Annotated in this window: 14 protein-coding genes, 1 tRNA gene and 1 pseudogene; 9 read left to right on the top strand and 7 right to left on the bottom strand. The window is 63.3% G+C overall.

The window, feature by feature from the left end; genetic code table 11:
• The first annotated feature begins 380 nt into the window (after window positions 1–380).
• Entirely contained in the window at window positions 381–2,495 is a 2,115-nt protein-coding gene (locus L610_RS17080; protein ID WP_024847096.1) for a TonB-dependent siderophore receptor, read from the top strand.
• A gap of 51 nt (window positions 2,496–2,546) precedes the next feature.
• On the opposite strand, the gene L610_RS17075 is transcribed toward L610_RS17080, so the two are convergent.
• Window positions 2,547–3,533 carry an amidohydrolase family protein gene (locus L610_RS17075; protein WP_024847097.1) on the bottom strand — a complete coding sequence of 329 codons (987 nt, stop codon included), beginning with the start codon at window positions 3,531–3,533 and terminating at the stop codon, window positions 2,547–2,549.
• Between the two features lie 331 nt (window positions 3,534–3,864).
• Here L610_RS17075 and leuD point away from each other — a divergent pair, with 331 nt between their 5' ends.
• The 3 genes from leuD to leuB all read left to right on the top strand — a co-directional run bounded on the left by leuD (window position 3,865) and on the right by leuB (window position 6,611).
• On the top strand, window positions 3,865–4,470 hold the full coding sequence (gene leuD / locus L610_RS17070) for a 3-isopropylmalate dehydratase small subunit (RefSeq protein ID WP_024847098.1): 606 nt from the start codon (window positions 3,865–3,867) through the stop codon (window positions 4,468–4,470).
• Between the two features lie 131 nt (window positions 4,471–4,601).
• The gene (locus tag L610_RS17065; RefSeq protein ID WP_024847099.1) at window positions 4,602–5,417 is read left to right on the top strand and encodes a hypothetical protein; all 816 of its coding nucleotides are present in this window, start codon (window positions 4,602–4,604) and stop codon (window positions 5,415–5,417) included.
• 87 nt (window positions 5,418–5,504) lie between these two features.
• Entirely contained in the window at window positions 5,505–6,611 is a 1,107-nt protein-coding gene (gene leuB, locus L610_RS17060) for a 3-isopropylmalate dehydrogenase (protein ID WP_024847100.1), read from the top strand.
• Window positions 6,612–6,683: 72 nt separating this feature from the next.
• On the opposite strand, the gene znuA is transcribed toward leuB, so the two are convergent.
• On the bottom strand, window positions 6,684–7,673 hold the full coding sequence (znuA, locus tag L610_RS17055) for a zinc ABC transporter substrate-binding protein ZnuA (protein ID WP_144706515.1): 990 nt from the start codon (window positions 7,671–7,673) through the stop codon (window positions 6,684–6,686).
• Window positions 7,674–7,768: 95 nt separating this feature from the next.
• Between znuA and L610_RS17050 the strand changes: the two genes are divergently transcribed.
• From L610_RS17050 to L610_RS17035, 4 genes are all read left to right on the top strand, one after another.
• Complete coding sequence (locus L610_RS17050; RefSeq protein WP_144706513.1) at window positions 7,769–8,665, top strand: metal ABC transporter ATP-binding protein; 897 nt, start codon at window positions 7,769–7,771, stop codon at window positions 8,663–8,665.
• Window positions 8,655–9,467, top strand: a complete 813-nt coding sequence (gene znuB / locus L610_RS17045) for a zinc ABC transporter permease subunit ZnuB (protein WP_144706533.1) — start codon at window positions 8,655–8,657, stop codon at window positions 9,465–9,467. Before L610_RS17050 ends, znuB begins: the two co-directional genes overlap by 11 nt.
• Complete coding sequence (locus L610_RS17040; protein ID WP_144706511.1) at window positions 9,464–9,877, top strand: Fur family transcriptional regulator; 414 nt, start codon at window positions 9,464–9,466, stop codon at window positions 9,875–9,877. Before znuB ends, L610_RS17040 begins: the two co-directional genes overlap by 4 nt.
• Before the next feature lie 87 nt (window positions 9,878–9,964).
• Window positions 9,965–10,387, top strand: a complete 423-nt coding sequence (locus L610_RS17035; protein WP_144706509.1) for a metallopeptidase family protein — start codon at window positions 9,965–9,967, stop codon at window positions 10,385–10,387.
• Window positions 10,388–10,420: 33 nt separating this feature from the next.
• On the opposite strand, the gene L610_RS17030 is transcribed toward L610_RS17035, so the two are convergent.
• Window positions 10,421–10,627 carry a DUF1737 domain-containing protein gene (locus L610_RS17030; protein WP_024847106.1) on the bottom strand — a complete coding sequence of 69 codons (207 nt, stop codon included), beginning with the start codon at window positions 10,625–10,627 and terminating at the stop codon, window positions 10,421–10,423.
• 12 nt (window positions 10,628–10,639) lie between these two features.
• Window positions 10,640–11,512 carry a CoA ester lyase gene (locus L610_RS17025; RefSeq protein WP_144706507.1) on the bottom strand — a complete coding sequence of 291 codons (873 nt, stop codon included), beginning with the start codon at window positions 11,510–11,512 and terminating at the stop codon, window positions 10,640–10,642.
• Window positions 11,513–11,635: 123 nt separating this feature from the next.
• Here L610_RS17025 and L610_RS17020 point away from each other — a divergent pair, with 123 nt between their 5' ends.
• Complete coding sequence (locus L610_RS17020; RefSeq protein WP_144706505.1) at window positions 11,636–12,805, top strand: FAD-binding oxidoreductase; 1,170 nt, start codon at window positions 11,636–11,638, stop codon at window positions 12,803–12,805.
• Window positions 12,806–12,812: 7 nt separating this feature from the next.
• Here L610_RS17020 and L610_RS17015 read toward each other — a convergent pair.
• The 3 genes and pseudogenes from L610_RS17015 to L610_RS17005 all read right to left on the bottom strand — a co-directional run bounded on the left by L610_RS17015 (window position 12,813) and on the right by L610_RS17005 (window position 15,150).
• Window positions 12,813–12,889, bottom strand: a tRNA-Thr gene (locus tag L610_RS17015).
• A 5-nt stretch (window positions 12,890–12,894) separates the two neighbouring features.
• Window positions 12,895–13,398 (bottom strand): HPr kinase/phosphorylase, encoded by a 504-nt coding sequence (locus L610_RS17010; protein ID WP_144706503.1) that lies wholly within the window; start codon window positions 13,396–13,398, stop codon window positions 12,895–12,897.
• Window positions 13,398–15,150, bottom strand: a pseudogene (locus L610_RS17005) (stimulus-sensing domain-containing protein). Before L610_RS17005 ends, L610_RS17010 begins: the two are co-directional and overlap by 1 nt.
• Window positions 15,151–15,156: the final 6 nt, after the last annotated feature.

Raw genomic sequence — 15,156 nt, 5'->3', positions numbered from 1 at the left:
ACACGATCGTGGATGAAGGAGAAGTCGATCACCGCGTCGATCTTGCGCAGCAGGTGATCTGCTGGAACAAGGCTCTCGAGCGTCACCATCTCGATCGCCGTCTGWWCKGGAGCAGGYTTCTTCARCATGCCYCACTGAATCAAAAMCCTCCGGCCGAAGCCAGAGGTTTGTCAGCAGTCTGAGCCGCGCGAAAGCGCGGCTTTCGTGTTTGTGGGCCTCGCTGCGGCTCATCGCACTCCTGCAGCAACCACCATCGGGTTTTCCGATTCCTGCGACTGCTTCGCAACCTTCGCTGGCAGTGCACGCCATTGACACGCGTGTGTTTCCGAATAAAGTTGAGTTAGTTTCTCATCTTTATTTATTGACGTCGGGGATTTTGAATGTCGAGGGGACGCAATCGAATCGCATCGCTCCTGGTTTCCACTGCCTGCGTGCTCGTAGCCCAGGCGGCGCGGGCTCAGGACGAGGCCGGAACGACGGTGCTGCCGACCATCTCGGTCGAAGGATCCAGCTACGAGACGGAAAGCACCGGCAGCTATGCCAGCGACCTCGTCAGCGTCGGCGAGAAGGACGTGCTGCCACAGCGCGAGATCCCGCAGTCGACCACGATCGTGACCCGCCAGCGCCTCGACGACGGCGGCTTCACCTCGCTCGACACGGCGCTGCGCAAGACGCCGGGCATGATGGTGCTGACCAATGATGATGGCCGCTCGAGCCTCTATTCGCGCGGCTTCGAGTTCGACACGCTCTATTTCAACGGCCTGCCGGCACCGCTGTCGTCGATCTACGGCACGCAGCCCGACATGGCGATCGTCGACCACATCGAGATCCTGCGCGGCCCGGCAGGCCTGTTCGGCGGCGCGGGCGAGCCCGCCGGTGCGATTAACATGCGGCTCAAGCAGGCAAGCGACCAGTTCATGGCCCGCATCACCGGCACGGGCGGTTCCTGGAACAGCTGGCGCGGCGAGGTCGATGTCGGCGGCCCGCTCAACGAGGCCGGCACGATTCGCGGCCGCATCGTCGGCGCGCTCGGCCAGAAGGACAGTTTTGTCGATGTCGTCGATAACCGCGCCGCGGTCGGCTACGGCACGCTGCAATTCGACATAACCGAAAACACCACCGCGACCGTCTCGATCAGCCATCAGAAGCGCGACATCACCCCGTTCAACGGCCTGCCGACGCTGGCGGATGGCACGCTGCTCGACCTCGACCGCTCGACCTTCACCGGCGCGGTCTGGAACGACTTCAACAGCGCCGTTACCGACTACATCGCCGAGCTCGAGCACCGCTTCGATGATGGCGGTCACGTAAAGGCCTCGGCCCGCTATTCAACACGCGATGTCGACTTCCTCTATGCCTATGCCGCCAACGCCGCCTCGCCGGCGCTGACGGTCAACGGCATGCGCTGGCTGTCGCGCGACTACGACGAGAATTCGCTCGCGCTCGACCTTCATGTCAGCAAGCCGTTTGAGATCGGCGAGATGGAGAACAACATCATCCTCGGCGCCGACCATCGCCGGGTTGATTCGACGCTTTACAATGCGACCGGCGTGATCACCGGCACCTGGCACCTGCTCGACTGGAACACTGCGGTTGCGAAGCCCACGGTTACCTATGGCGCGGCGACGGACACGAAGCTCACCCAGACCGGTATTTACGGCCAGTGGCGCATCAAGCCGGTCGACAGGCTGACGCTGATCGGCGGCGCGCGCGTCACCTGGTACGCCACAACGTCGAGCACCAGCGAGGTCTCGGCCGACGGCGAATGGACGCCTTATGCCGGTGTCGTCTATGACCTCACCGACGACGTCTCCGCCTATGCGAGCTACACGGAAATCTTCCAGCCGCAGTCGGCACTCGACGCCGGCGGCAACCTGCTCGATCCGCGCAGCGGCCGCCAGTTCGAGGTCGGCCTCAAGGCAGAGCTGTTCGACGACGTGAATGCGACCGTTGCCTATTTCAACCTGCGCGACAAGAACCGCGCCGTCAGCGACCCGGACAATCCGGGCTCGTCGCTGGCGCTTGGCGAAGCGCGCATGCAAGGCATCGAGCTCGAGGTGAACGGCCAGATCAATCCGAACTGGCAGGTCGCGGCTGGCTACACCTACACAGATACCAAGTTCGTCAACACGCGCTATGCGGCCGGCTCCGAGTTCTACACGCCGGAGCACATGTTCCACCTGTGGACCACTTACAGCTTCGACGAGAACCACGGCGTCCTCGATGGCGCCTTCGTCGGCGCGGGCCTGCGTGCCTACAGCTCGTTCAAGAACATCAGCCGCACAGCGGCCGGCGGCGCGACAACCATCGAGGCGCCGGGCTATGCCGTCGTCGACCTGCAGGCCGGCTACAAGTTCAACGAGCACCTGACTGCAGTGCTGAGCGTCAACAACGTCTTCGACAAGAAGTACTACGAACGCGTCGGCGGCACGTCGGTGTTCAACTTCTACGGCGAGCCGCGCAGCTTCAACTTCAAGCTAACCGGCACGTTCTGATGAACGACGGGGCCGCGTCACCCGCGGCCCTTCTTGCTCTACCAGGAACGCCTAGAGACTAAATAGCCGGACGGCGTTTTCGCCCCGGATCTTTTTCGCCGTTTGCGGGTCGAGGGCGTCGACGCGGGCCAAAATGCCGGTCATGTCGCCGATGTTGTGGGGGTAGTCGGAGCCGTAGAGGACGTTCTGGGGGCCGACGGTTTCAACGCAGAGGTTGAGTGCGCCTTGCGTGAACACTACTGCATCGAGGAAGATGCGGTCGAGATAGGCCGATGGCGGCTTCGGCGCGCCTGAGGCGCAGGCCGGTATGCGCTCGTAGCAGAAGTCGAGACGGCCGATCAGGAACGGCAGCGCGCCACCGCCATGGGCAGCAATGATGCGGATGTTCTTGTAGCGCTCGAAGAAGCCATCATAGAGCATGCGCGAGACAGCCAGCGTCGTGTCGAAGGTGAAGCCGATCGGCGGCGACAGCTGATACTTCTTCATGTCCATCACGTCGCCGCCCGGCGGTACGGACGGGTGGATGAAGACGGGAATGTTCATCTCGTCGATCGCCTGCCAGATCGGGGCAAACTGGTCGGCTGTGAGCGACTCTTCCTCGATGTTGGCAATGACCATGACGCCGACCGCGCCCATCGCGCGGGCGCGCTTCAATTCGGCAATCGCGGCGTCCGCGTGCTGCCACGGCAGCGAGGCAAACCAGCGGATGCGGTCGGGCCAGGTTGCCTGCGCTTCCGCAAAGGCGTTGTTCATCAGCTGCGCGGCCTGCACGGAAATGTCGAGATCGCCGAGATAGGCATTGGGCGAGGTCAGCGACACGACGGCGACGTCTACGCCCGCGGCATCCATCGCGGCGATGCGGGCGGGAAAATTCCACATGTCCGGCAGCAAGGTGAAGAACGGCGTGCCGAACTTGTCGATGCACTCGAAGCCCGACGGCAAGGTGCGGAACGTGTATTTCGGGGCACCCTTTTCACGCAGCAGCGCGAGATACTCCCGCGTCACCATGTGGGTGTGGACATCGACGACAATGCTCATGTGACTTCCGCCTCCCTAGAAATGACCAGTCGGAAGGTTTTGTCGGTGAGCAAGCATGCGGACGGATGCCGCATCGATGCCGCAAGCCAGCGCTACTCCCTCGCCAGCCGGTCAACCGGTCCGAACTCCACCTCCCAGAGAGCCGGACGAGCATTGTTTAAAAGGTTTCCTGATATTGTGTCGACTGCAAGATGCGCTCATCGGCTCAAAGTGGCGATTTCCGCCATTCGGCGGCTAAGTGTACCGGGCGTTACGACACGGCTTTGAAATTCGCAGCTTTATGTGTAAAGCGAGGCGGAAAGATTTCCGAGGCCGAGAGACAGGCAGGACCATGGACAAGTTTACGAAGCTGACGGGCGTTGCCGCGCCGCTGCCCATCGTCAATATCGACACCGACATGATCATCCCGAAGGATTACCTGAAGACGATCAAGCGCACGGGTCTCAGCGTCGGCCTGTTCGCCGAGATGCGCTTCAACGAGGATGGCTCGGAAAACCCGGACTTCGTGCTGAACAAGCCGGCCTACCGCAATGCGCAGATCCTGGTCGCCGGCGACAATTTCGGCTGCGGCTCCTCGCGTGAGCACGCCCCGTGGGCGCTGCTCGACTTCGGCATCCGTTGCGTCATCTCGACGTCGTTCGCCGACATCTTCTACAACAACTGCTTCAAGAACGGCATCCTGCCGATCAAGGTCAGCCAGGAAGAACTCGACAAGCTGATGGACGACGCTTCGCGCGGCGCCAACGCAACGCTGACCGTCGACCTCGAGGAGCAGGAAATCCGCGGCCCGGACGGCGGCGTGATCAAGTTCCAGATCGATGAGTTCCGCCGTCACTGCCTGCTGAACGGCCTCGACGATATCGGCCTGACCATGGAGAAGGCTCCGTCGATCGCCTCCTTCGAGCAGAAGATGGCCGAAAACCGCCCTTGGCTCTAAGCCCCACGGGGCACCACGATTTCAAAAGGACGGGCCGCAAGCCCGTCCTTTTTGCTTTTGACGAGCCGCGCATCCCGGTTCCGGCTTACCGCGAAAGCGGCTAGATTTCGCGAAGCATCCGGGAGGAATTCATGCCGATATCGCTTAGCCGTTCGCTTCTCGCTGCCGTTACCATGCTCGGCGCGCTGCCCGCGCTGGCGCAAGAAAACGAGCGGGCGGAATTTGCTGGCGGCGTGCTGACCATCACCGAAACCGAGGACATGGACCGGGTGCTCGCCTTCGACGGGCAGGAGCTCGCGCGAGACTATTTCGTTCATATCGACCAGATCGCCGATGTGGCCGGAACGGAGGTTGCCTTCGTCAGCGTCGGGCCGGGCGGAAATGCCTGCTCTCCGGGTACGCTGATGCTCTGGAAGGACGCGGACGGTAGGCTCCAGACGCAGAAGGCGGGCGAGGAGTGCGACGCGCCCACCGTCGCGGTCAGCGACTACGGCGTCTTCTTCATCCGCTACCTGCTGCCGGGCGAAAGCGCCGACATGATGTTTTGGTCTCCCGACGAGGGCATGAAGACGTTCGCGGCGACGACCTACACGCCGGAACCCGGCACCGGCTGGGAGACACTCGACCTCGACAAGATCGGCCATCCGATCGACCTTTTCCGCAATGCCGGCATTTACGCCGCCGCCCAGAAACTGCTCGGCGATGAGCTGAGTTCGGTTGTCACCAGCCTGGTTGTCTCCGGTCAGCCCGATCTTTCCGGCAACCTGCTTTCGGCGCGCGGTTGCGTGCCGCATGCCTGCGGCTCGGCCGACGGCTTCATCGTCGTCGACAAGGCGGCGAAAGCGATCTTCATCGCCCAGATGGGAGAGGATGGCGTCACCCGGTTCTGGCCCGATCGCGCCCGGTGGCCCGATGCCGCGGCGGCACTGCTTCCTCAAGGTTTCTGAGCTTCTTTTCCTTGCGCAGCGGCATTCTGGCGGCTAGCAAGGCGTCACTTCGCATTCTTCATGCATCGCTTTTCGAAAGGCACGTCCATGGCTTCGCGTAAACTTCTCCTTCTTCCTGGCGACGGTATCGGCCCTGAGGCCATGACCGAGGTGAAAAAGCTGATCGCAGCAATGAATGCCGACCTCGGCGCCGGCTTCGAGACGGAAGAAGGCCTCGTCGGCGGCAGCGCCTACGACGCGCATGGCAAGGCGATCTCCGAGGAAGACATGGCCAAGGCGATGGCGGCCGACGCCGTGCTGTTCGGCGCCGTCGGCGGCCCGAAGTGGGATGGCGTGCCGTATGACGTGCGCCCTGAGGCTGGTCTGCTGCGCCTGCGCAAGGACCTCGAGCTGTTCGCCAACCTGCGCCCGGCAATCTGCTACCCGGCTCTGGCTGCTTCCTCCTCGCTCAAGCCGGACGTCGTCGAGGGCCTCGACATCCTCATCCTGCGCGAGCTGACCGGCGGCGTCTATTTCGGCGAGCCGAAGGAGATCACGGACCTCGGCAACGGCCAGAAGCGCGCTGTCGACACGCAGGTCTATGACACGTTCGAGATCGAGCGCATCGCCTCGGTCGCCTTCGAGCTGGCGCGCACGCGCGGCAACAAGGTGTGCTCGATGGAAAAGCACAACGTGATGAAGTCGGGCGTGCTGTGGAAGGAGGTCGTGACCGAGACCCACAAGGCCAAGTATCAGGATGTCGAGCTGACCCACATGCTGGCCGACGCCGGCGGCATGCAGCTCGTCCGCTGGCCGAAGCAGTTCGACGTGATCCTTACCGACAACCTGTTCGGCGACATGCTGTCGGACGTTGCCGCGATGCTGACCGGTTCGCTCGGCATGCTGCCGTCGGCTTCGCTTGGCGCTCCGGACCCGGTTTCGGGCAAGCGCAAGGCTCTGTACGAGCCGGTGCACGGCTCGGCTCCGGACATTGCCGGCCAGGGCATCGCCAACCCGATCGCGATGATCGCCTCGTTCGCAATGTGCCTGCGCTACTCGTTCAACATGATCGAGGAAGCCGACCGCCTCGAGAAGGCGATCGCGGAAGTTCTGAACGACGGCCTGCGTACGCCGGACATCATGTCGGAAGGCATGACCAAGATCGGTACCGCGCAGATGGGCGACGCGATCATCGCCAAGTTCCGCGCGCTCTAAGCGCTGCGAATAAGGAAGCGTGCCGGCTTGCACGCTTCCGAATTTCAGACGGCTCCTATTCGGGAGCCGTTTTCATTTGGACAGGCAGTCTTTGAACGACTTCGCCATGTTGCGGATGAGCTCGATGTAGAGCTGCGGCCCGTCGGCGAGTTCGGCACCAAGCGGATCGAGCACGCCGGTGCGCGCGCCGGTTTCTTCAGCCACGACCGTTACCAGTTTCGGCTCGAACTGCGGCTCCGCGAAGATGCAGGTCGCACCAGAGCTTCTTACCCGCTCGGTGATCTCGCTGAGGCGCTGCGCACCCGGCATGACTTCCGGGCTGACTGTGATCGAGCCGGCGACGTTCACATCGAAACGGTGTTCGAAATACTGGTAGGCGTCGTGAAAGACGATCGACGGCTTTTCGCTGACACCTTGCAGCTCCTTGCCGACTTCCGCCACCAGCTGGTCGAGCCGCTCGCCATAGCGACGCGCGTTCTCGGCATAGGCGGCGCGGTTTTCCGGATCGGCCTCGCTGAGGACAGTCTCTATTTTCTGGACCAGAACCTTCGCGTTCAGCGGATCGAGCCAGAAGTGGAGGTCATGGTGTCCCTCCTCGTGCGCATGACCGGTGTCATGGTGATGGTCGCTATGCGAGTGATCGTGCCCTTCCTCGTGTTCGTGCCCGTCTTTGTGACCGTCATGATCGTGTTCATGCGCCTCGAACGGCCCGCCTTCGCGCACCGGCAGCTTTTCGAGGCCGTCGGTGTCAGCCAGCGCAACAACCTTCGCATCGGACGACAGGGTGCCGAGTGGCGAAACCAGATAGGTCTCCATCCCCTCGCCAATCCAGAAGACGACGTCGGCGTTTTGAAGGGCCTGGGCATCAGACGGGCGCAGCGAGTGGACGTGTTCCGAGCCGCTGTCGGATACGATCAGTGCCGGCTCGCCGACGCCTTCCATCACCGCCGTCACCAGCGAATGCACCGGCTTGATCGACGCAACCACGTCGAGCGCGAAGGCGGGCGAAGCCGTGACAAGCGCAGCCGAAGCGATGAGCAGGGAGCGAAGGTGGTTTGCCATGCAGGGTTTCCTCTCAAGTCATGTAATGGTATTACATTGCGAAACGGTATAACGTGTGCGATACGCCTTTGGCAACCCGGGGATCGGAAACGCGAATGCAGCTACGCGATCATCATTCGCCGCATGGGCCGCTCGTGCGGCTTGAGGGAGTGGGCGTCGAGCGCGACGGCCGCTGGCTGGTGCGCGGCGTCGATCTGTCGATCTCGCGCGGCGAGATCGTCACCCTGATCGGGCCGAACGGTTCGGGAAAAAGCACCACTGCGCGCACCGCGATCGGCGTGCTAAAACCCTCGGAAGGCACCGTCTTCCGCCATCCCGGCCTGAAAGTGGGCTACGTGCCGCAGAAGCTCGCAATCGACTGGACGCTGCCGCTCACCGTGCGCCGGCTGATGACGCTGACGCAGCCGCATTCGCAGGCCGCGATCGATGCAGCCCTCGATGCGGTCGGCGCCGCGCATCTTGCCAACGCGCAGGTGCAGGCACTTTCCGGGGGCGAGTTCCAGCGCACGCTGCTCGCCCGAGCCATGCTCGGCAAGCCGGACCTTTTGGTGCTGGRCGAGCCGGTGCAGGGCGTCGACTTTTCCGGCGAGATTGCCCTCTACGAATTGATTGGGCGCATTCGCGACGAGACCGGCTGCGGTATCCTCCTCATCTCCCACGATTTGCATGTCGTGATGGCGGCGACCGACACGGTGGTCTGCCTCAACGGCCATGTCTGCTGCCGCGGCACGCCGCACTCGGTCGTCACCAGCCCGGAATATATGCGGCTCTTCGGGGCGCGGGCGGAAGGAGCGCTCGCGCTCTACCGGCACAACCATGACCACACCCACCTGCCGGATGGGCGGGTGCTGCATCAGGACGGGTCGATCACCGACCATTGCCATCCCGATGACGGGCACCATCACCACCATGGCGACGGGCACGATCATCATCACCATCATCACGATCACGACCACGTGCATCCGGAGGGCAGCGGCAGCCATGCTCGATGATTTCTTTACCCGCGCGCTCGTCGCCGGCATCGGGCTTGCCCTCACCGCTGGCCCGCTCGGCTGCTTCATCGTTTGGCGGCGGATGGCCTATTTCGGCGACACGATGGCCCATTCGGCGCTGCTCGGCATCGCACTCGCCTTCCTGCTCGAGATCGACCTCACCGTTGGCGTCTTCATCATTGCCGCACTCGTGTCGCTGGCGCTGATCGGGCTGCAGAAGCGTGGCGGGCTATCGGCTGACGCACTGCTCGGCATCCTCTCGCATTCGGCGCTCGCGCTCGGCCTCGTCATCATCGCCTTCATGAGCTGGGTGCGTGTCGACCTGATGAGCTTCCTGTTCGGCGACATCCTTGCAGTGTCGAAGACCGACATTGCCTTCATCTGGGCGGGCGGCGCGGCCGTGCTTGGCATCCTCGCCTGGCTGTGGCGGCCGATGCTGGCAGCAACGGTCAGCGACGAGATCGCCCTTGCCGAAGACATGGCGCCCGAGCGCACGCGGCTGATCTTCATGCTGCTGATGGCGCTGGTGATTGCGATCGCCATGAAGCTGGTCGGCGTGCTGCTCATCACATCGCTGATGATCATTCCCGCAGCCACCGCGCGCCGCCTTGCGGTCACGCCGGAGCAGATGGCGGTGCTCGCCTCGATCATCGGCGCGCTGGCGGTTACCGGCGGGCTGTTCGGATCGCTGAAATTCGACACGCCGTCCGGGCCTTCGATCGTGGTCGCGGCACTTGGCCTGTTCCTCCTGACGATGATTTTCTATGCTAGGCGCGGCGAGACGGGGCGATCGGCATCATGACCAGCGAACACCATCACCACCATCACGAACTTACCCGCAACCAGTCGCTCGTGCTCGACACGCTGGAGAAGGCCGACGGTCCGCTTTCCGCCTACACGATCCTCGACCGGCTGCGGGACAATGGTTTTCGCGCGCCGCTGCAGGTTTACCGCGCGCTCGAAAAGCTGCTCGGAGCCGGCCTCGTCCACCGGCTTGAATCGCTCAATGCGTTCGTTGCCTGCGCGCACCCCAACTGCCACAAGCAGGGTATGATCGCCTTCGCGATCTGCAGCGAATGCGGCAAGGTTGATGAGTTCGCTGACGATGTCGTCGAGAACCGCCTTGGCTCCTGGGCGCGCGACAACAGCTTCAAGGCCGAGAAGACGATTATCGAGCTGCGCGGCACCTGCGCGGCCTGCCTGCAGAGCTGACCCCCAACCATCTTCTTGAGTCATGATTCCGTGTCAGGGGTCGAAAGTCCCCCCTGAACGGTCTATATGGCGGCCAAAGGAACAAGCATGGCCCGCATTTTCAAGACCCGAGACTGGAGCGATCAGCTCTCGCCTTCGCTGGAAGAGTTCGAACTTCTGGCGATGGACATCTACGCGCATCTTCCCCAGGACTTCAGGAAGCTGACCGGCGAGATCATCATTCAGGTTGCCGAGTTTCCGAGCGAAGAGATCATGGACGATCTGGCGCTGGAAACGCCGTTCGACCTGCTGGGACTGTTCGAGGGCCGCGGGATCGCGGAACGCTGGAACCCATCAACGGGCGAAGGCCCGAACCGGATCACCCTCTACCGGCGCGCGATCCTCGACTACTGGGCTGAAAACGAGGAAACGCTGGGCGACATCGTCGCCCATGTGCTGATCCACGAGATCGGCCACCATTTCGGACTTTCCGACGACGACATGGCGCGGATCGAGGAAAGCCAGAGCTGAGGGCGCGCTGGCGCCCTCTGAGAAGAGCGAGCCCTACTGCTCGCCGAGCTTCATTTCAGGATCGTAATCCTTGCCGTGAACTTCCTTCACCACGGCCTGGCCGCAGCGCATCGTCTTAGTTTCCGGATCGAAGGCGTAGGTGGGTGAGCCGTGCAGGTGCCAGCCCTTGCTGAGCGCCAGCGACACCTTGTGGCAGAAGCTGGAGTCGTCCGGTCCGGTGAGGAAGCGGTAGAGTTTCATGAAATCTCCTGTCTAAAGGCCGGCCTTGGCCAGCAGGCGCTCTGCCTGCTGGAGGTGGAGACGCTCCACCATCTTGCCGTTGATCGAGATGACGCCTTTCGCCTGGTTTTCCGGCAGGGCGAATGCCTCGCGGATGGCCAGCGCCTCCGCGACCCCGTCTTCGGCCGGCGAGAAGGCCTGGTTGGCCGGCGCGATTTGCGCCGGATGGATCAGCGTCTTGCCGTCGAAGCCCATGTCGCGTCCCTGCGCGCACTCGGCCGCGAAGGCTTCGAGGTTGGAAAAGTCATTGCTGACGCCGTCGAGGATGTCGACGCCGCCCGCACGCGCGGCCAGCACCATCTGCATCAGCCACGGCACCAGCCAGCGCCGGTCGGGCGTAGCACGAATGCCGGTGTCCTTGACGAGATCGTTGGTGCCGGCGACAAGGCAGGAAAGGCGCGCGCCCTTGTCACGGCCAAGTGAAGCGATCGCGGCGATCTCGACCACAGCGCGCGGCGTCTCGACCATTGCCCATAGCTGCAGCTCGGGATCGGCACCCGCCTGATCGAGCAGATCGTTGACCTCAAGAACGTCGCGTGCGGTTTCGACCTTCGGGATCAGGATCGCGTCAGGGTTGCAGGCAAGCGCGGCTGCAAGGTCGTCCCTGCCCCACTCGGTCGACAGCGCATTGATGCGCACGACGATCTCCTTGCCGTCATCCTCGTGCGCGGCGAGAAACGCTTTCAGCGCCTGCCGCGCCTCATCCTTGCGCGCGGGCGCGACCGAGTCCTCAAGGTCGATGACGACGGCGTCGCAAGCAAGGCCGGGAAGCTTGGCCAGCGCCCGCTCGTTGAGGGCAGGCACGTAGAGAACCGAGCGGCGGCGGCGAAAGGGCTGTGCGGTCATGTAAGCTTTCTGGCGCAACAGATTCTCCGGCGCAAGCACCAGCTTTGCCTCAGCTTGCCTCTTGCGGCTGCCAAACGAAGCTGATTCCTTGCAGCTGCAAGTATCACATTCGAAAGGTGCGACATGGCGGGCTACGATATCGTCATTATTGGCGGCGCTATCATGGGGGCATCCGCGGCTTATTTTCTGCGCGAGGAAGGTTTTACCGGCTCGATTGCGGTGATCGAACGCGACCCGCAGTTCACCGGCTCCTCGACCACCCTCTCAGCTGCCTCCATCCGCCAGCAGTTCTCGATCCCCGAAAACATCCGCCTGTCGCGCTTCACGCTCGACCTGTTCCGCAACCTCAAGCAGCGCTTTGGCGATGATGCGGACATCGGCTTTCGCGAGAAGGGATATCTGATCCTTGCCGGTGACGAGGGTTTGCCGATCCTCGAGGCGAACTACGCCGTGCAGATCCACGAGGGCGCCGACGTGGTGCTGGAGAAACCGGACGAGCTGCGCCAGCGCTTCTCCTGGCTTTCTACCGAAGGCATCACCGCCGGCACCTATGGCCGCTCAGGCGAAGGCTGGTTTGACGCGCACGCCCTGCTCGGCCTCATCCGCAAGGCGCTGCGCAGCAAGAATGTCGACCTGATCAAGGACGAAGTCATCGCCATCGAGCGCAAGGGCGACCGCATCGTCTCCGTCACGCTGGCCGAGGGCGGCCGCATCGAAACCAGGCGCGTCATCAACGCGGCCGGGCCGAATGCCGGCAAGGTGTCGGCGCTCGCCGACATCAATCTGCCGGTCGAACCGCGCAAGCGCACGATCTTCGTCTTCGAGGCACGGGACATCTATGACGACATGCCGCTGATGGTCGATCCGGGCGGCGTCTGGGTGCGCCCGGAGGGCTCGGTCTATATCGCCGGCGGGGCCGAACACGAGCACGACGAGCTTGCGGCCGATCCCAACGATTTCGAGCCGGCCTGGGACCTGTTCGAGGAGGTCGTGTGGCCCGCGCTCGCCAACCGCGTTCCGTCTTTCGAGGCAATCAAGCTCACCCGCGCCTGGGCCGGGCACTACGACTACAACACGCTCGACCAGAACGCGGTGATCGGCCCGCATCCGGAGTTGTCGAACTTCATCTTCGCCAATGGCTTCTCCGGCCACGGTCTGCAGCAGGCGCCGGCGGTAGGCAAGGCGCTCGCGGAGCTCATCATCCACGGCAGCTACAAGACGATCGACTGCAGCACCTTCGGCTACCAGCGCATCGTGGAGGAGCGGCCATTCCGCGAGCTGAACGTCATCTGACGAAGAGTGGAGGACCAGGGAAGGAGTTGAACCTTCCGCGCTGACGATTACAACTCGCCTGCTCTGCCGCTGAGCTACCGGTCCACGCGCTAATGACTACCACTGGAAATACTAACAGATGGTAGAAATGGCTGTTTAACTAAACTGCTAGTTGTGGAAAACCGCGCTCCGCGCAGCAGCGAAAGCAGGACGTGGGTCGCCTGCGGAAGGTTGCGCCCCGCAACCTCGAACCTCGGCAGGGTCACGCGTTCGATGGTATCGGCTGCCGGCTCCTGGTAACGGGGCGGTTCGGGGACGAGGTCGGCAATCAGGTCGATGACCGCCGCAGGCTCATGGCTGATGCCAACAGGGCCGAGCCCGCGGATTTCGACCAGACCCGCGATCGCCTCCGGGGCGCGGGCGACGAGACGCCCGGCGTGCTCACTCAAAAAGACCTGGTCATCGGCAACGAGAATGGCGAACATTCCCTCCGCCTTCGCCTGTTGCAGAAGCGCCAGCGCCAGTTCCGACTTGCCGGCACCGGACGGGCCCCGGAGCAAAACACCCTTCGACCCCACCACCACGACCGTCGCATGATGGTTCTTCGCCGGCATCAGGCTTCAGCCGGCAGGGTGACGATGAAGCGTGCGCCGGCAATCTCGCCGGGCTTGGAACCAGCACGATTTTCCGCTGTCAGGCGGCCGCCATGCGCCTCGATGATCTGACGGCTGATCGACAGGCCGAGACCCGAATTCTGGCCGAACGCCTCGTTGGACGGCCGGTCGGTGTAGAAGCGCTCAAAAATGCGGTCGATGTTCTCGGCGCGGATGCCGGGACCGTTATCGTCGACGGTGACGACGACGTGACGGCCATGGCGCGCAAGCGTCACCGTAATGCGGCCGGTATCATCCGGCACGAAGGAGCGGGCGTTCTCGATCAGGTTGGTGAAGACCTGGCCAAGGCGAAGGTCGTGGCCGGAAACATAGAAGTCACGGCCGTTCTGGCCCTTCTTCTGCGTCTTGACCTGAATGTCGACCGCCTTGCGGTTGCGGCCTGCCTCGCGCGAGGCGCTGGCGATGTCGTTGATCAGCTTGAGGAGCTCGACTCGGGAAGCGTCCTCGCGGGCAAGCTCGGCATCAAGGCGCGAGGCGTCGGAAATGTCGGTAATCAGCCGGTCGAGGCGGCGCACGTCGTGCTGGATGACTTCCATCAGCCGTGCGCGCGATTGCTCGTTCTTGGCAAGCGGCAGGGTCTCGACCGCGCTGCGCAGGGACGTCAGCGGGTTCTTGAGCTCATGCGAAACGTCGGCAGCAAAGCTCTCGATCGCCTCGATGCGCGCGTAGAGGGCATTGGTCATGTCGCGCAGCGCGACGGAAAGGTTGCCGATCTCGTCCTGGCGGTCGGAGAAGTCTGGTATTTCCTCGCGGTTCTTGACGCCGCGCCGCACGCGAACGGCTCGGATTGGCGATGGTCGATGCGAGCAGCATCGAGAGGATGGTCACGACCAGCGCCGCAACGCCGAACACCCGCAGGATCGCGCTGCGCTCGGCCGCAACGATCTTGTCGATGTCGCCGCCCTGGGTCGACAGCATCAGCGCGCCAAGGACGGCACGGAAGCGCTGGATAGGGACCGCGACCGAGACGATCTGCTCGCCCTGTTCGCTGACGCGCACCATGGTCGCGGCACTGCCCTGCAGCGCGCTCATCACTTCCGGATAGGCGGTGCCGCTCCCGCCCGGCTGCTCGTGATAGACGGGCAGGTTGGAGCGCTGGAACAGGCCGATGATGAACTTCTCGATGCGCTTGAGGACGCCAACTTCCTCGTCCGCCACCGGCGGCAGGCTGTAGCGCAGGATCTGGCCGCGCGAATAAAGGTGGCGGGAGTCGAGGAGGAGCGAGGCGTCACGGTCGAAGATGCGCGCACGCGTCAGCGTCGGCGAAATCAGCCGGCGCAGGACCGGCGCGACACGCTCGGGATTGATCGGAAACTGCAGGTCCAGATTGTTGGTGCCCGGCGGCAGGCTTTCGCCCGCCTGCAGCTCAAGCAGCTTTTCCGGGTCGATGGTGATCGCGTCGGTCTCCACCGTCGCCGACGCGGCAATCGCGCCGGCGATGATTTCGCCCTGCGTCATTAGGCTGTCGATGCGTGCCTGCACCAGGCCGTCGCGGAACTGGTTGATGTAGAGAATGCCCACAACCATCACGCAGAGCGCGGCAAGATTGAGGAACAGAATGCGGCGCGTCAGGCTGGAAAAGACATAATGGCCCAGCACGCGGCGGAAGGGCAGCAGCCGGCCCCATCTCCTGAAACCGCCCGTCGTTCCGGCGCGCGCCGACGCCGGTCCTGTTCTGCTGGTATCCGTCATGCTTTC

The sequence above is a fragment of the Aminobacter sp. J44 genome, assembly GCF_007829415.1.
GTDB lineage: Bacteria > Pseudomonadota > Alphaproteobacteria > Rhizobiales > Rhizobiaceae > Aerobium.
The sequence above is the reverse complement of the archived record's forward strand: the minus strand, read 5'-3'. Positions and strand labels throughout refer to the sequence as shown.

Bases quoted from the DNA above. Each gene is read 5' to 3' on its own strand.
- znuA (WP_144706515.1), bottom strand. From the start codon at position 7,673: ATGGCAAACCACCTTCGCTCCCTGCTCATCGCTTCGGCTGCGCTTGTC.
- L610_RS17080 (WP_024847096.1), top strand. From the start codon at position 381: ATGTCGAGGGGACGCAATCGAATCGCATCGCTCCTGGTTTCCACTGCC.
- L610_RS17035 (WP_144706509.1), top strand. From the start codon at position 9,965: ATGGCCCGCATTTTCAAGACCCGAGACTGGAGCGATCAGCTCTCGCCT.
- leuD (WP_024847098.1), top strand. From the start codon at position 3,865: ATGGACAAGTTTACGAAGCTGACGGGCGTTGCCGCGCCGCTGCCCATC.
- L610_RS17075 (WP_024847097.1), bottom strand. From the start codon at position 3,533: ATGAGCATTGTCGTCGATGTCCACACCCACATGGTGACGCGGGAGTAT.
- L610_RS17020 (WP_144706505.1), top strand. From the start codon at position 11,636: ATGGCGGGCTACGATATCGTCATTATTGGCGGCGCTATCATGGGGGCA.
- leuB (WP_024847100.1), top strand. From the start codon at position 5,505: ATGGCTTCGCGTAAACTTCTCCTTCTTCCTGGCGACGGTATCGGCCCT.
- znuB (WP_144706533.1), top strand. From the start codon at position 8,655: ATGCTCGATGATTTCTTTACCCGCGCGCTCGTCGCCGGCATCGGGCTT.
- L610_RS17030 (WP_024847106.1), bottom strand. From the start codon at position 10,627: ATGAAACTCTACCGCTTCCTCACCGGACCGGACGACTCCAGCTTCTGC.
- L610_RS17040 (WP_144706511.1), top strand. From the start codon at position 9,464: ATGACCAGCGAACACCATCACCACCATCACGAACTTACCCGCAACCAG.
- L610_RS17025 (WP_144706507.1), bottom strand. From the start codon at position 11,512: ATGACCGCACAGCCCTTTCGCCGCCGCCGCTCGGTTCTCTACGTGCCT.
- L610_RS17010 (WP_144706503.1), bottom strand. From the start codon at position 13,398: ATGCCGGCGAAGAACCATCATGCGACGGTCGTGGTGGTGGGGTCGAAG.
- L610_RS17065 (WP_024847099.1), top strand. From the start codon at position 4,602: ATGCCGATATCGCTTAGCCGTTCGCTTCTCGCTGCCGTTACCATGCTC.